General features: G+C 65.3%; 15 protein-coding genes. 7 read left to right on the forward strand and 8 right to left on the reverse strand.

The genetic code is table 11. The features are described from left to right. From VML93_RS21800 to VML93_RS21810, 3 genes are all read right to left on the reverse strand, one after another. A partial coding sequence (locus VML93_RS21800) for a putative bifunctional diguanylate cyclase/phosphodiesterase (RefSeq protein WP_325613892.1) occupies positions 1-1730 on the reverse strand: 1730 nt, incomplete at its 3' end. 6 nt (positions 1731-1736) lie between these two features. Next, on the reverse strand, positions 1737-3878 hold the full coding sequence (locus VML93_RS21805; RefSeq protein WP_325613894.1) for an Rv1355c family protein: 2142 nt from the start codon (positions 3876-3878) through the stop codon (positions 1737-1739). Continuing rightward, positions 3844-4629 (reverse strand): hypothetical protein, encoded by a 786-nt coding sequence (locus VML93_RS21810; protein ID WP_325613895.1) that lies wholly within the window; start codon positions 4627-4629, stop codon positions 3844-3846. Before VML93_RS21810 ends, VML93_RS21805 begins: the two co-directional genes overlap by 35 nt. Positions 4630-5303: 674 nt before the next feature. Between VML93_RS21810 and VML93_RS21815 the strand changes: the two genes are divergently transcribed. The 6 genes from VML93_RS21815 (at position 5304) to VML93_RS21840 (ending at position 11473) form a co-directional block, all read left to right on the forward strand. Continuing rightward, positions 5304-6953: a thiolase C-terminal domain-containing protein gene (locus tag VML93_RS21815; RefSeq protein WP_325613897.1), complete on the forward strand. Its 1650-nt coding sequence runs from the start codon at positions 5304-5306 to the stop codon at positions 6951-6953. Further along, on the forward strand, positions 6950-7840 hold the full coding sequence (locus VML93_RS21820; protein WP_325613899.1) for an alpha/beta hydrolase: 891 nt from the start codon (positions 6950-6952) through the stop codon (positions 7838-7840). The genes VML93_RS21815 and VML93_RS21820 overlap by 4 nt, the downstream gene beginning before the upstream one ends. Further along, positions 7840-8655 carry an NAD(P)-dependent oxidoreductase gene (locus VML93_RS21825; protein WP_325613918.1) on the forward strand — a complete coding sequence of 272 codons (816 nt, stop codon included), beginning with the start codon at positions 7840-7842 and terminating at the stop codon, positions 8653-8655. Before VML93_RS21820 ends, VML93_RS21825 begins: the two co-directional genes overlap by 1 nt. Positions 8656-8795: 140 nt before the next feature. Next, positions 8796-9998, forward strand: coding sequence for a cytochrome P450 (locus VML93_RS21830; protein ID WP_325613901.1), 1203 nt, complete (start codon positions 8796-8798; stop codon positions 9996-9998). After that, positions 9995-10186: a ferredoxin gene (locus VML93_RS21835; protein WP_325613903.1), complete on the forward strand. Its 192-nt coding sequence runs from the start codon at positions 9995-9997 to the stop codon at positions 10184-10186. The genes VML93_RS21830 and VML93_RS21835 overlap by 4 nt, the downstream gene beginning before the upstream one ends. Before the next feature lie 126 nt (positions 10187-10312). Then, positions 10313-11473 carry a zinc-binding dehydrogenase gene (locus VML93_RS21840; RefSeq protein WP_325613904.1) on the forward strand — a complete coding sequence of 387 codons (1161 nt, stop codon included), beginning with the start codon at positions 10313-10315 and terminating at the stop codon, positions 11471-11473. Here VML93_RS21840 and VML93_RS21845 read toward each other — a convergent pair. The 5 genes from VML93_RS21845 to VML93_RS21865 all read right to left on the reverse strand — a co-directional run bounded on the left by VML93_RS21845 (position 11460) and on the right by VML93_RS21865 (position 14619). Further along, on the reverse strand, positions 11460-11648 hold the full coding sequence (locus VML93_RS21845) for a ferredoxin (protein WP_325613906.1): 189 nt from the start codon (positions 11646-11648) through the stop codon (positions 11460-11462). The genes VML93_RS21840 and VML93_RS21845 overlap by 14 nt on opposite strands. After that, on the reverse strand, positions 11645-12919 hold the full coding sequence (locus VML93_RS21850) for a cytochrome P450 (RefSeq protein WP_325613908.1): 1275 nt from the start codon (positions 12917-12919) through the stop codon (positions 11645-11647). The genes VML93_RS21845 and VML93_RS21850 overlap by 4 nt, the downstream gene beginning before the upstream one ends. A 126-nt stretch (positions 12920-13045) precedes the next feature. Continuing rightward, positions 13046-13555, reverse strand: coding sequence for a hypothetical protein (locus VML93_RS21855; RefSeq protein WP_325613910.1), 510 nt, complete (start codon positions 13553-13555; stop codon positions 13046-13048). Further along, positions 13552-14157: a TetR/AcrR family transcriptional regulator gene (locus tag VML93_RS21860; RefSeq protein WP_325613912.1), complete on the reverse strand. Its 606-nt coding sequence runs from the start codon at positions 14155-14157 to the stop codon at positions 13552-13554. Before VML93_RS21860 ends, VML93_RS21855 begins: the two co-directional genes overlap by 4 nt. A gap of 129 nt (positions 14158-14286) precedes the next feature. Continuing rightward, positions 14287-14619, reverse strand: coding sequence for a hypothetical protein (locus VML93_RS21865; protein WP_325613914.1), 333 nt, complete (start codon positions 14617-14619; stop codon positions 14287-14289). 96 nt (positions 14620-14715) lie between these two features. Between VML93_RS21865 and VML93_RS21870 the strand changes: the two genes are divergently transcribed. Further along, positions 14716-15864, forward strand: a complete 1149-nt coding sequence (locus tag VML93_RS21870) for an IS630 family transposase (RefSeq protein WP_325613916.1) — start codon at positions 14716-14718, stop codon at positions 15862-15864. The last annotated feature ends 91 nt before the right edge of the window (positions 15865-15955 follow it).

Below are 15955 nucleotides of genomic sequence, written 5' to 3' on the forward strand. Positions count from 1 at the left end.
CGCGCCGCCGCTTCGGTCTCCACACCTTCGGCGACCACGACGAGATCAAGCGCGTGCGCCAAGCCGAGTACCGCGCGCACGATCGCGAGATCGTCGCCGCACGAGGCCAGATCGGTGATGAATCCGCGGTCGATCTTCAACGTGCCCACCGGCATTGTTCGCAGTAGCCCCATCCCGCTGTAGCCGGTGCCGAAGTCGTCGATGGCGAGGTCGACGCCGACGTCGCGGAGCCCGACGAGGGTGGCCCTGGTGTTCGCCAGGTCCCGAATCAACAGGCTTTCGGTGATTTCCAAGCCGATCGACGCGCCGTCCAGACCGAACTTGTCGATCGTGTGCGAAACGGTGTTGACGAGGTCGTGGGCGACGAGCTGTGCCGGTGACACGTTGACGCGCAGCATCACGTCGAGCCCGACACCCTGTGCGCGCCATGCGGCCAGGTCCGCACATGCGGCGTTCAATATCCAGTTACCGAGTTCTCCGGCAAGGTTGATGGATTCGGCCACCGGGACGAAATCGCTCGGGAGCAGCAAGCCCCGGGTGGGATGCTGCCAGCGTGCCAGCGCTTCGACGGCCAGCACCTTGCCCGTTTTGATGTCGAACTCGGGAAGGTAAACCACGCTGAGCGCGTCGGTTTCGATGCCGGCGGCCAGATGCAGTTCAATGTCGGTGCGCAGCTCGCGGCGGGCGATCATCTCGCCCGAGAACACGCCGATGCGCTCTCCCCCGGCTTCTTTGGCGGACAACAGCGCTTCATCGGCGCGCCGCAACAGGTCCACGCTCGAATCCTTTCCCGGTGCGCCGGTCGCGACTCCGATGCTCACCGAGCGATTGAGGACCTCCCCGTCGATGGTCACGTGATCCGTCAGCCGCTCACTGAGGCTGTCGGCGAGTCCCCTGGCCTCCTCGAGGCCCATCTCCGCAGCCGGGACCACGACGAACTCGTCGCCGCCGAGCCGGGCGATGAACCCTTGCCCCGCCATCCATTCGGTCGCGCGCATCGCGAAGTCGCGGATAAAGCGATCCCCGGCGGCGTGGCCGAGAAAGTCATTGACCGCCTTGAGCCGGTCAAGGTTGAACAGCAGCACGGATACCGGCCCGGGTTGGCTTTCGGTGAGACGTTGATCCAAGTGCGCCAGCAGCGTCCGACGATTGGGCAACGCGGTCAGGTCATCGTGCTCGGCCTGGTGGCGCAGTTGATCTTCGACGGCTATGCGCGCCTGCACCTGGGCGAACATCATGGCTACCACCGTGAGCGTGTTGAGTTCGTCCTGGCGCCATTTCCGGTCACCGTACTTCACGAAACCAAGCACCCCGGTGGTCACGTCACCCGACAGCAGCGGGACCCCGGCCATGGAGATCGCCGGCACGCCGCTTGCCTCGGAAATGGTGCGCTGATAATCCTCGTTCGCGACTTCAGGACGCAAAATGATGGGCTCTTTGGCGTTTTCACACAGGGCGAAGATGGGGTCTGCATCGGCGAAGTAGATGGTCTGGAGCGGGTCCGGGTCGGGCTTGTCGGGCCGGGGCGGCCACTCCGCCACCAAGACCGTCGCGCGGATGCTCCTGTCGTTGTAGCGCAGGAAGCTGACGTCGACGTTGAGGAATCCCACCAGGTCGGCCAAGATCTTGGTGCTGATATCGGCAGAGGTGGCGACCGTGGCACCCATCAGCTTGGTAGCCACCTCGGTGACGATGGCGGCCAGATCCTTTGGCGGACTGTTCTTCTGCACCTACCGCTACCTCTCGGTGCGCAGGCTGGCAGTGAGAGTGCGCCGCCTGGCCGGCACCGATGGCGCCGGCCCGCACACGATCCGCAACAGCAACGCTTCGTACTCGCCGGCGCGGACTCCGATCAGGTCGCGGAAGGACCGCTGAAGTTGGTGCAGTTGCTCGGCGTGCACGGGCGAAAGGACTTGCATGTCATCGTCGTTGTGCGCGTAGAGGAATACCGGCGACACCGGATGCACCCCGAAACCGGACTGCTGGGCGGCGACCCACAGCGCTTCGACCGCGGCCCCGCCGCGAGCGTAATCGGTGAGCGTGGGGCCATTCACGACGACCACGGCCAGCGCCGAACTGGCGGTGACTCGTGCGCGGATGGGACCGCCAAGCGCCGTACCCGCATCAAGGCCGGAGAGCTCAAACATCACATCGGACCGTCGCAGGAGTTCCAGCGCGGCGAGGTCACCCGCGTCGAGTTCCAGGCTACGTACATCGATGCCTGTCTCCGGCGACGGGTCGGTCGGCCACCGCAGCTCGGAAATCATCTCGGCATGCAGTTGCGACGTCAAGAATCGGATCCGGTCAGCCTCGGCCAGAATGTCTGCGATGGCGGCGATTTCCCCGCGATCGGTGACGAGTTGCAGCCGCGCGCCCTCGGCGGCGGTGACCGCCTGCCATGCGGTGGCGGTGTCCGGCCCGACCGCTACCGGCGTGCCGCGATGGCGATTGGTCTGCCGCGCCAGCATCGGCTCGTACAGCTTTGCCAGAATGCCGTCGTCGCCACCGCCCCACGTCATGGCGCCGCGAAGTGCGGTTTCCGAGTCGTTTTCGTCGAAGCTGACCGGACCCAGTACCCCATGCGCGGCCGCCGCGACACGCACGTTGAACATGGCCGCACCGAGTGCCACCGCGCTGGCGCGGAATTCGACATCCATGGTGACCGAATCGTCTGCCGACAACAGAAGCTGAATAGCGTTGCGGTCCATGGCAATGCGCCACGGTTGGCAATTGCCACCCGACGGTGCGCGGATAGCGGCACTGGCGACGACTTCCGCGATCCCACCGGCAGCGACCGGCATTCCGGCGTCGCCGGCAGCGAAGGGGGCTGAAGCGTCGTCGGGCGGGGCAGGTTGGCTTAGGCGACCCAGCGCGTTGCCGACATCCAACTGCACACGTCCAGACTGGAGCGGCTCGCCCAGGCCGATCCGGCGAACCGCTTCCGCGACAGCCGCCGCTCCTATCCAAACGTCGCTGGCCAGCTGCGGCCAACCGTCCAGCGTCTGCCCCACTTCGACCAGGGATGCCGCCGCCCGCGCGGAGAGTCGCCCGGCATCGAGAAGTCGCAGCAGGTACGGCAGCTTGTCCTGGGTCGACAGCCCGGGCACCAATGCAGCGTCGACGTCACCGAGCAGCCCGTGCATGATGGGTCGTTGCGGCTCGAGGTCATAACGTTCGACATCGAGTTGACCACGGTCGCTGGTGGCCATGATCACCGGGATGCGACGTTCCCGGGCGGCCTCCCGCAGCAGAATCTTGATGTCGAGGGAATCGGCCTGGTCGACGACGATATCGAGGCCGTCGAGAAACTCGTCGACGAGTTCCGGCGTGACTCCCGAGGTGAAAACCTGCACGTTCAAGTAGGGATCGAGTTCGGCGACGCGCCGCGCAGCGACCGTGGCCTTGTTGATGCCCAGGTCGAGAATGGTTGCCGGGACCCGATTCAGGTTTGACAGCTCGAGGGTGTCGGCGTCCGCCAATCGCAATCCTCCGCAAAGACCCTGTGCGGCAAGGCAATATGCAACCGCGTGCCCAGAACTCAGCCCCACGACGCCAACTCGCTGGCGTTGCAACTGCTGCTGTTCTGATGAGGTGATGAGGTGTCTGTTGCGGTCAAGGCGACCGGCGCTGAACGCCTGTGGTCCGACGATGCTCACCACCGCCTTGCGCCATGGGTAGTACGCCCACCGTTTGCCGTCATCGACGGGGACACCACCGTGCGACGGGCTTTGTCGTTCGGTGGTGTCGTCGTCGAGGTATTCAAGGAAGTCTATGCCCGCCGTCGCCCTGAGGCGCTTCAACAGATCGCGGTCGGCAGCGACTTGGTCAGCGAGAATTACCGCGCTACAAGCATCGTCGCGGTCGCCGCTGCGATTCATCCCCCACTCCAATCGCCGCCAACGTCTCGTCACCTGGCGCCGTGACGCCACAGAGGATTTCGGAGTTCTCAGCGCACATCAGCTTAAATTGTTCGGGCTCGGCATGACTGGCCAACGTACTGCGATCCCACCACATAATTTTGGTTCGGTATTTGTCGTTGGGATAGACCGCCGCCGGGACACGTGAGGCCACCACGCCCCCAGAAGATCGCCACTGCTCCAGCACGTGCGCAGCCGCGGTGGCCATCACGAACTGCACACCCAGCAATGTCATGGTCGGCAACGCGGTTCGAGCTAACACCGTGGTAAGCGCTCGACTGCCGTAGTCGTGGGAATTCGCCCAGGCACCCTTTACTTCAGCGACGCCGAAGGGCAGACGGTTGGCGATCATTTCCCGCAGCGGACCCAGACCGATGTTGCCATCCCACTCCACGAGTGCATGGGATTCCTCGGGGGATCGCAGGGGCCCGACGACGCGTGTGCCACCCACGACTCGACCATCCGGACCGACTGCGGCGAAAAACAGGGCCGTGTCATGGCCATCACGAATTGCGTCCGCGTCGAGCACCCAATCCACTCCATGCCGGCGATAACTTCGCACCGCGCCGTCCAGATACTCGTCCCACAGCTCCGGCTCACCCTCCGGAGTCGACACGGCGATCCGACATCCCGTGGCCCGATCGTGCCACCCCAACCCGCTCCGCATCCACGGGTTCTCAAACGATCTAGTGAGGAGTTGAACAGCTTCCACCTGGCGTCCTTCCATTCCTGAGCCCGGGCAATTTTAGATGATTACTTCCGGCCCGTGAATTGCAGATTATGCATACCCGCGGCACAGTTAAGCGAATCCAATTATTTCGCTGAAATTCCCACGGCTTTCCTCCCGACATCGAAGCAAAGACGGTCGTGCCAAATTTAACCCCATGACTCCGATGGGATCTACCCCCGGACGGTGCGCCCGAGGTCCGCGGACCGCCGTCGTGCAGGCCAGGGTGGCAGGGCCGACGACGGCAATGGCATCCTTTCGGGACCGGGCGGCACTGCATTCGCTGATTTGAGGGTTGGGTGACCCGATCTGGACCCGCAAAATCGACCCAATTGCATTACACCCCGCGGGCGCCGAATTAAGGACAAAACGGCTATCGGTAAATGTCTTCGAAACCGTGTGCTCGCGTCGCGGGGCAGCCAACGCGGCAGCGTGCGAGTTATCTGGGGAGGCAAAACCCGTACCGCCGGCACGGTAAGCCCCTGCCGCCAAACCCTTCGCATGGCAGGGATCCGAAGGGACGGTCGCCGCGCATGGGTTGCCGCGACTCGAAGCGCCCCCGCGGAACAAGGCCGGACCACGCGGCCTAGTGTCGGGGCTCCAGGCAAGTGATAACGTAATTCTCCGATTCGTATAATGCGCCTACCACCGGAGGGTACGTGTCAGCAGCACCCGGACGCCCGCTGCCCCTGCTCACCGACCAAAACGAATTCTTCTGGAAGTCGGGGGCCGACGGCACGCTGCGGCTGCAGGAATGCCAAGCCTGCCGAGCGCTGCTCCATCCGCCAGCGCCGGTGTGCCGATACTGCCGTTCGCGCGACATCGGCGTTCGAGAGCTTTCCGGGAAGGCCACCCTGGCCGGGTTCACCGTCAACCACCGGTTCAGCGTGCCCGGCATGCCGGCGCCCTACGTCATCGCGCAGGTGGCGATCGCCGAGGATCCCCGGGTCCGGCTGACCACCAACATCGTCGAGTCCGGTCCCGACCAGCTTGAGCTCGGGCAACAGGTGGAGGTCGTCTTCGAGCAAATCGAGGACGTGTGGCTGCCGCTCTTCAAGCCTGTCGCAGGTACCGCGCCACTGCCGGACGACGAGATCGCGCCGGAGCGCTTCGGCGAATACGTCCGGCCCATGCTGACGACGGAGAAATTCGAGGACAAGGTCGCGCTCACCGGGGTCGGCATGTCGAAGATCGGCCGCCGGCTGATGGTGCCGCCGCTGTCCCTGACCATCGACGCCTGCGAAGCGGCCATTGCGGATGCCGGGCTGACGATGGCCGACATCGATGGCCTGTCGACCTATCCCGGCGGCGGCAACCTCGGCGGATTCGGCGAAGGCGGGGTGACGGCGCTGGAGGCCGCCCTGGGTATCCGGCCGGTGTGGCACAACGGCGGCATCGAGACCTTCGGTCCGGGCGGATCGGTGATCGCCGCGATGCTCGCGATCGCCGGCGGCCTGGCCCGTCACGTGTTGTGTTTCCGCACGCTGTGGGAAGCCACCTTCAACGAGCGGATGAAGCAGGGCAAGATCATCCCGTCCATGAGCCGCACGGACAGCTGGCAGTGGCCGTTCGGCGCCACGTCGGCCGCACACACCCTGGCGATCAATGCGCAGCGGCACTTTCACCGTTACGGCACCACGAGGGAAACGCTGGGCTGGATCGCGCTGAACCAGCGGGCCAATGCCGAACTCAACCCGACCGCCGTCTATCGGGACCCGATGACGATGGACGACTACCTCAATGCCCGGCCCATCACCACACCCTTCGGCCTCTACGACTGCGACGTTCCGTGCGACGGTGCCATCGCCGTCGTCGTCTCCGCCCTCGACGCCGCCCGCGACCTGGCCAAACCGCCCGTCCTGGTGGAGGCGGTGGGAACGCAGATCATCGAGCGCATCGACTGGGACCAGAGCACCCTGACGCACGAGCCGCAGGTGCTGGGTCAGGCCGCGCACGTCTGGACGCGCACCTCGCTGCGGCCCGAAGACGTCGACGTCGCCGAGCTCTACGACGGGTTCACCATGAACTGTCTGTCCTGGATCGAGGCGCTGGGGTTCTGCGAGATCGGTGGTGCCAAGGAGTTCCTGGACGGCGGCAAGAACATCGCCCGCGACGGGGTGCTGCCCCTCAACACCCACGGCGGCCAGTTGTCACACGGCCGCACCCACGGTATGGGCCTGCTGCACGAGGCCGTCACCCAGCTGCGCGGCGAGGCAGGCGAACGTCAGGTCGCCGACGCCCGCGTCGGCGTGGTCAGCAGTGGCGGGCTCACCCCCAGCGGCGTGCTGCTGCTCCGGGCGGACACATGACCGCAGCTCCCAAACCCCGGATTGTGATCGTCGACGGCGTGCCGATGTCGGCCATGGTTTCGGAGGCCACAGATTCCGAACCGCGTGCCGTCATCGTGGCCATCCACGGCGGCGGCACCACCGCCATCTATTTCGACTGTCCGGGCAACCCGTCGCTTTCTTTGCTTCGGACCGGCGCGGCGGCCGGCTTCACGGTCGTGGCGCTGGACCGGCCCGGGTACGGCAGCTCTGCGCCCTATCCGGAGGCGATGGCCGCACCCGAGCAGCGGGTCAACCTTGCGTACGGCGCGGTGGATCGGATCCTCGGGCAAAAACCGCGTGGCGCTGGATTGTTCGTGATGGGTCATTCCGGCGGATGCGAACTCACGATGCGGATGGCCGCCGACGACCGCGGCGCCGATCTGCTCGGCATCGAACTGTCCGGCACCGGGCGGCACTATGACCGCGCGGCCCGCGACATCTTGAAGGACGCAACCAGAGAACGCCGGTCAGCGGGCCTCTACGAGCTGCTGTGGTTCCCGGAACGCCTGTACCCGTCCGAGGTCCTCAACGGGGCCACCATTTCGCCGTCGGCGCCGGCCTACGAGGACCAGATGGTGTCCGATTGGGCCCGCCGAACCTTTCCGGCGCTCGCGCCCGCCATACGCGTCCCGGTGCAGTACAGCATCGCCGAGCACGAAAAGGTCTGGCAGACAGACGATTCGGCGGTGGTCGAAATCGCCGCGATGTTCTCCGGCGCGCCCCGGTTCAGCGTCAACAGACAACCCGAGGCGGGGCACAACATCAGCCTCGGGCACAGCGCCGCCGACTACCACCGCAAGGTCTTCGCGTTCGTGGACGAATGCGCCGCGCAATCGGCGAGCAACCCAGATTTAGAGGCCGGATGATGCGAGTCGGGTTCATCGGGCTGGGCAGCCAGGGCGGCCCGATGGCGCGCCGGATCATCCAGGCCGGCTACCCGACAACCCTGTGGGCGCGCCGGCCCGCAAGCCTGGATCCGTTCGCCGACGCACCTGCCGCGATCGCGGAGTCACCGGCCGAACTCGCCGCTGCCAGCGAACTGGTCTGTCTGTGCGTGGTCGGCGACGCCGACGTCGTCGAGGTCACCGGCGGCGAGCGCGGTGTGCTGGCGGGCCTGGCACCGGGCGGGGTGATCGCGGTACATAGCACGGTGCACCCCGACACCTGCCATGGGCTTGCGAAGAAGGCTGGTGCCCAAGGAGTTTCGGTGATCGACGCGCCGGTGAGCGGCGGCGGCCCGGCAGCGGCAAAGGGCCGGCTGCTGGCAATGGTCGGTGGCGACGCCGACGTCGTCGAGCGCTGCCGTCCGGTCTTCGAAACCTACGCCGACCCCGTCGTGCATCTCGGCGACCTGGGCTCGGGGCAAACCACCAAGCTGGTCAACAACCTGCTGTTCACCGCCAACCTGGGAACGGCGGCCACCGCCCTTTCGCTGGCGAAGGCCCTCGGCGTGTCCGCGGACCGGTTCACCGAAGTTGTCTCCCGCAGCAGTGGGAACAGCTTCGCGCTCAACGCAATTGGCGGAACCGGCAGCCTGGAGCGGCTTGCCGGGCTCGCCGGGACGCTGCTGCAGAAGGATGTCCGGCTGGTCGTCGACCTCGCCGAGCAGGCAGCAGCCCGCGGCGGTGCGGTGCTCGATGCGGCCGACGCCGCGCTGGACCTGATGGAGCACCCGCGATGAAGGTCGGCTTCGTCGGAGCGGGGAAAGTCTGACATGGCAGCCTCGCCCCCCTTTGCGGTTCGCCAAGAAGCCACTACCGTTAGCGTTACAGTCAGGCCTTCAGCTGTAATGGCCCGCAACTCGTCAGCCAGGAGTGTGCAATGACCAAGTCGAAGGTGGTCTTCGATCCGTTCTCCAGAGAGTTCTTCAACGGCGCCTGGGATATTTACCGGCGGATGCAGGACGAAGCGCCGGTCTACTACAGCGAGGAGTACGACTTCTACGCCTTGACCCGGCACGACGACGTAGCCGCGGGCCTCAAGGACTTCGAGACGTATTCGTCGTCCTACGGCATTGACCTGTCGATGGTGCGATCCGGGCAGAAGCCGCCGCAGTCGATCATCTTCATGGATCCGCCCGACCATCGCCACATGCGCAGCCTGCTCAACAAGGTCTTCACCCCGCGCGCCATCCAGTCACAGCGGGAGATGGTGATTGCGAAGATCGACAAGTACCTGGGCGCCGCCGATCCTGACTCGTTCGATGTGGTGCGCGACCTTTCCGGTCCTTTTCCCGTCGAGGTCATCACGACGATGTTGGGAGTACCGGAGGAGCAGGCGCAGCAGGTGCGCCACTGGATCGACGTGTCGCTGACGCGCGAGCCCGGCCAGGTCGAAGTCGGCGAAGAAGGCATGCAAGCCAACATCAATACCGCGATGTTGTACTACGAGCTGGTCAAGCAGCGCCGCCAGGAGCGCCGCGAGGATCTGTTCAGCAAGCTCATCGACGCCGAGATCGAACGCGAGGACGGGCAGAAGACGAAGCTCGATGACCTCGAAATCACTGGATTTGCAACACTATTGGGCGGCGCCGGCGCCGAGACGGTGACCAAGCTCGTCGGCAACGCTCCGGTGGTGTTCGCCCGCTTCCCCGGCGAGTGGCAGAAGCTGCTCGACGACCGCAGCAAGATTCCGGCCGCGGTCGAAGAACTGCTCCGCTTCGAGGCACCATCGCAATATCAGGTCCGCCGCTCGATGAAAGATGTCCACCTGCACGGCGTCACGATCCCGGCCGGCAAGCCGGTGTTCCTCATCAACGGCGCCGCCAACCGTGACCCCGACGCCTGGACCGATCCCGACAAGTTCGACATCGATCGCGACCGGTCCGAAGCGCAGAACATGGGATTCGGCTACGGGATTCACAGCTGCCTGGGCGCAGCACTGGCCCGCATGGAGACCGCGATCGCGCTGGACATGCTGCTCGACTTCATGCCCCGCTATGAAGTGGACTGGGCGAATTGCAAACGCGTACAAATGCAGAACGTCGCTGGCTGGCAGAACGTACCAGTGCGGGTGCTGCGATGAGAATCGAAGTCGATTGGGGTCTGTGCGAGAGCAACGGGGTGTGCATGGGCATCATCCCGGAGGTCTTCCACCTGGACGACGAAGACATGCTCCACATCCTGCAGCCAGAGGTTACCCCGGAGAACGAGGCGCTTATCCGCGACGCTGTTCGTCAGTGCCCGCGGCAGGCGATCTCGATCGAGGAGTAGCTTCGGTAGTTACCGTGAGCTCCAACCAGCACCAGCAGAAGCACCCGACACGCCGTGCGTGCGGGTGCTTTTGCTGGGGGCACCTCCCGCTTACGGGGGACTGGTCGGCATATGAAGGGAGCGCCGATGAAGGCGGTGAGCTGTCTGCACGGTGAGCTGTCGGTCGTCGATCTGCCTGCACCGCGACCGGCCGCCGGACAACTGGTACTCGACGTGCTTCGGTGCGGTATCTGCGGATCGGATCTGCATGCCAAGGACCACGCCGACGAGTTGGCCGACGCGATGAATGCCGTGGGCTATGCAGACTCCGCCACCAGCGATACGCCGGTCGTGTTCGGCCACGAGTTCTGCGGTGAAGTCGCCGAGCGTGGCCGCGGTGTGCCCAGGCGGTTCAAAGTAGGCGCCACCGTGGTGTCTTTCCCGCTGCTGCGTGCCCACCAAGGTGTCCACCCCACGGGCCTGTCTCCGCTGGCCTCAGGCGCCTACGCCGAACAGGTGCTCGCCCAGGCGGCCATGAGCTTCGTCGTGCCCAACGGTCTGGATCCGAACATCGCCGCGTTGACCGAGCCGATGGCGGTCGCGTTACACGCCGTGCGGCGCAGCGAAATCACCAAGCGTGACGCGGCTGTGGTGGTCGGGTGCGGCCCCGTCGGGCTGGCCGTCATCTGCCATCTCAAGGCCATAGGCGTGGAAACCATTGTCGCCAGCGAGTTCTCACCCGGACGACGGGCGTTGGCCCAACGTTGCGGTGCGACCATCGTCGTCGACCCGGCCGAGGGCTCACCGTACGATTCGGTGGGCGCCCGCAAGGGTGTCATAACCTCGGCGACCGCTCTTTCCGAATTGGGCGTCTCCGCGATGGAGAAGCTGCGCAGGCTGCCCGGCTGGAGTCACCTGTACCGCACCGCCGACAAGCTCGGCGCAGCCACTCCGAAACGGCCGGTGATCTTCGAATGCGTCGGCACACCGGGCGTGATCGATTCGATTCTCGTTGCAGCGCCGTTCTATTCGAGGATCGTCGTCGTCGGCGTCTGCATGGGCACTGACCATTTCCGGCCGACGGTGGCGATCGGCAAGGAGGCCGACTTGCGCTTCGTGCTCGGTTACACGCCGTTGGAGTTCCACGACACCCTGTACCTGCTGGCCGACGGCAAACTCGACACCACCGCTCTCGTGACTGGAACCGTGGGGCTCGCGGGGGTCGATACGGCGTTCACCGCACTCGGAAATCCGGAGACTCACGCCAAGATAGTCATCGACCCACAGAGCGCAGTTACCGCTCCTTGATGGCCTGCTCGGGGCAGCATTGGATGGCCTCGCGGGCGTCTTCCTCCAATTCCTTTGGCACATCTGACGTTATCGCCTCGGCGTAACCGTCGTCGGTCAGGCTGAACACATCGGGGCACAGCGTCAGGCACATCCCGTGACCACGACAGCACTGGTCGTCAACCCAGACCTTCATGCCGGCGTGAACTCCAGCTGCAATTCGGTCAGGCCGCGCAGAATATAGGTCGGAACATACTGGTAGCGACGGTCATTCGCGGGACCGTGGATGCGCTCGTTGATCCGGATATCGGACGTCCGGTCGAGCAGCCGTTCGATCGCCACGCGGGTTTCGGCTCGCGCCAGCGGCGCGCCCGGGCAGCTGTGAATCCCCCGCCCGAACGAGATGTGCTGGCGGGCGTTTTTGCGGGCCGGATCGAACGTGGTCGGGTCCTCGAACCGGCGCGGATCGCGGTTGGCGGCCGCCTGCACAATCATCAGGGTGGTGCCCGCGGGCAGGTCGACCCCACCGACGTTGACCGGAACCCGGTTCATCCGGAAGTCGCCCTTTACCGGGCTCTCGATGCGCAGCGCCTCTTCGATGAAGTTCGGGATCAGGCTGCGGTCCTTGCGCAACTGCGCCTGAATGTCGGGGCGCTCCCCGATGGTCTGCAGGGCCGCACCCAGCAGTCGCACGGTGGTTTCCTGGCCCGCCGAGAAGACATTGCTGGCCACCCGGGCCACGTCTTCGACTTCGGGAATCGAGCCGTCGGGATAGGTGGCGGTGGCGAGGCCGGTCAGCACGTCGTCACGGGGCGCACGCCGGCGGTCCCGGACATAGTCGGAGAAAAGGCCGTAGAGGAATTCCAGCGGGCTGTGCGCCAGTGCTTCTTTACCGGTGCCCCCGATCCCACCTCCAGAGTGTTGACGGATGCCTTTGACGAACTTGTCGCGATCCTCCATGGGTACGCCCAGCAGGTCGGCAATGACCAGCAGCGTGAACGGGCTGGCAAAGCCCTTGATGAATTCGCCCTCCCCGGGCGCCAGGAACGGGTCCAACGCCTGATCGGCGAGCTCCCACATCGCATCCTCGTTCTCCTTGAGGCGCTTCGGCGTGATCAGCCGCTTCAGCAGGGAGCGGTGGTTGGTGTGGGTCGGCGGGTCGAGAGTGGGCAGCTGGTCGCTGAACGGCAGCTCGCCGCGGTGTTGCTCGATCAGGTCCGTGACGTCGTCACCTTCCAGCGGTACCGGAAAGCCGGGAAATGGGCCGGTCACCGAGATGCACGAGGAGAAGGTTTCGGCGTCGTTCAACACGGCGCAGGCCTCGTCCCAGCCGGTCACCATGGTGACCCCGTGGTGGTCTTCGCGGGTGACGGGGCACTGTGCCCGGAGCGCCTCGTAATAGGGGTACGGATCCTCGACGAGCTGTTTGTCGCGGAAGAAATCCATCTTGGTGAAATCGTTCACCATCACTTGCTCCGTTCGAATCTCGTCTAGTGAGAATGTTCCTCTCAGAGATGAGTATTACATTTCCACAGCACGGGTGCGTCGTCAACGGCGCCCCGCCTGGGCGCCTCGTTAAGGGCTACGGCAGTTCTAGCTGGCAGGGACCAGATCGGCGGCGACCGACGAGCACGCCATCAGCCCGCTGCGAAAGGTCTCGATCGAGCTGTCCGGCGACAGCCGGTCGATATTCAAGGCCGTCAGGGCCTGCGCCTTGAACGTCTGGGCGGCCATGCTCAGCCGATGTTGCACCAGGCCGACGCTGTCGTCGAGCTCGGCCGGCCACGTCTCCCCCCACAGCGTGACTTCGGTGACGCCGTGATCGAGGGCGCGCAACACGCCCTTCCGCACCCGCGAATCGCATCCGAAAAGGTCTGCCGCGGCCGCCAGGGCCTGGGGGCGTGGACGAGTCTCGGCCGCCTGCAGCGCACACTCGAGGCCGAGCGTCCGGGCGCCGAGAATCTGCAGCGGCCGATCCTCGGCGTCGTCGGCGATCAGAACGGTGACATCCCACCCCGCCATCGCCCGGTCGAAAAGCCAACCGCCGGCAAACCTCACCACGTCGACGACGTTGGAAGCGACGACGTCGAGCCGATACCTCATGTCGGGCTCGGGGGTGCAAAGTCGCGGCTCAGCATCTCGGCGTACTCCTTGAACACCTCGGTCAGTGGTATCGAAGGATCGAGCAACCATGTGGTTTCCATTCCGTTGATGAACGCGAGAATTTCCACAGCCTTGGCGGCGGGGTCTATGTCGGTGCGATATCGGCCGGCCGCCTGACCGCGGCGGATGCCCTCGGCGACGATGCCGATCGCATCTCGCTGCCTGGCCAGCAGCCGGTCATGCAGCGGAGCTTCCGGAAGGATGTTTTCGACCAGCAACACCGTGAAGGTGCCCACCAGTTCGGGCGACCGGCTGAACCGATCGGCGACCTGAGCGATCTCGGCAATCAGATCGCCCTTCCGGTCGGCGTGTGAGTCGTCATCGAGGTCGCGGGCGTCCAGCACCGCGTGCAGCAGCTGCTCCTTGGATTCGAAATGATGCAGCAGGCCAGCGGGCGTGACCCCGGCTTCCCCGGCGATCTGGGCGAGTGTCGTATTGCGCCAGCCGTTGCGCGTCAGGAGCCGCTGCGCGACGTCGAGGATCCGTTGCTTGCGGTCCTCGCCCTTGGCGAGCAGCGATTCGTATGGACGTGCGGCGGGCACCGGGCTCCTTCACATCGGGCAAACCAACCAACTGAACACACAGTAGGTAGGTTTGGCCGCGCTGGCAAGAGGCTGTGCGAAAGAAGGTGTGCCCGGAGCTAGTGGTCGCGGTCGTAAGTTCGTCGGGGGTTAGGTCCAGGCGGTGGGGTCTGCGAGATAGAGGCCGCAGGCGGTGTCGAGGGCGTCTTCGGGTGAGCCGCCCATGAATCCGGTGGGCAGGAACGAGTCTTCGTAGTCATCGTGGCTGGCTCGGTAGATCGCAAAGCCCCAGTCTCGGGGCGAGCCGGCGTAGCGCAGCCGGCACAGCTGTAGCACCTCGCCGTCGGCCAGGACGCCGTCTACGTAGGCGAAGCCTGCGCGATAGCGCATGCGTATCTCGCTCAACTGCGGCCAACGTTCGCGGGCGCGATCGATCAGCCGGTGATGCAAGGAGACCTTCGTCGAGTCCGGGATCTTCGGCATCTGCCTATCGTGACCCAACTTCGGGTGCGGTGTGGGTGGCCACGGCGTGTCGTGTCCGCGATGAGACACGTCGCGGAGGACAACGGATGCATGACTATGAGCAGTCCGTTCATCATCGCGCTGACCGCCCTGGACGAGTCGGTTCTCCATGCCCGGGCCCGGTCGTCGAGGTCGGCGCATCGCGACGTGATTCGCGCGCGGATCGTGCTTGCTGCGGCCGATGGCGCGACAAACACCGAGATCGCCGCCGAGGTGGGAGTGCATGTGGACACCGTCCGTAAGTGGCGCCGCCGGTTCGTCGCCGGTGGCCTGCCCGGGCTCGACGACCTGCCTCGCAGCGGGCGGCGACGTGCGTTCAGGGCCGTACAAGTGGCCGAGGTCAAGGCATTGGCGTGCACCCTGCCCGCCGAGACCGGTCAGCCGTTGTCGCGGTGGTCGAGCACCGACCTGGCCAGCGAGGCGATCACCCGCGGTATTGCCCAGACGATCTCGCCGGCCACCGTGCACCGATGGCTGGCCGCCGATGCGATCAAGCCCTGGCAGCACCGGTCCTGGATCTTTCCCCGTGACCCCGATTTCGAGACCAAGGCCGCCCGGATGCTCGATCTGTATGCCCGGCGGTGGGAGGGGCACCCTCTCGGTCCCGACGATTATGTGATCAGTGCCGATGAGAAATCCCAGCTGCAGGCCCTGCAGCGACGCCACCGGGGACAACCACCCGCACCTGGGCGCAACCGACGCGTCGAGTTCGAGTACCGCCGCGGCGGCACCCTGGCCTACTTCGCCGCCTACGACGTCCACCGCGCCCAGGTGCTCGGGCAGATCGCCCCCAAGACCGGCATCGAGCCGTTCACAGACCTGGTCGCCGCGGTGATGACCACCGAACCCTACGCCTCGGCCCGACGTGTGTTCTGGGTCGCAGACAACGGCTCGTCCCACAACGGACAACGCTCGATCGAACGCATGCAGACAGCATGGCCGACCGCGACCCTGGTGCACCTGCCGGTGCACGCATCATGGCTAAACCAGGTCGAGATCTACTTCTCGATCCTGCAGCGGAAAGCCATAACCCCCAACGACTTCGACGATCTGAACCAACTCGCCGAACGCATCATCGCCTTCCAGGACCGCTACAACACCACCGCGACACCGTTCGACTGGACCTACACCCGAGACGACCTCAACGCCTTCCTCCGCCGCCTCGACCTCGCCGACATACCGCATACCCAAGCACCCGCCGCATGACCCCCGACGAACTTACGACTGCGACCACTAGCTGGCCCAGTTAAAGAGTGGCGCAAATGTGAGGTCTATTTCGAGGCGGCGTTAAGTTCTG

This window comes from Mycobacterium sp. (genome assembly GCF_035499775.1).
GTDB lineage: Bacteria > Actinomycetota > Actinomycetes > Mycobacteriales > Mycobacteriaceae > Mycobacterium.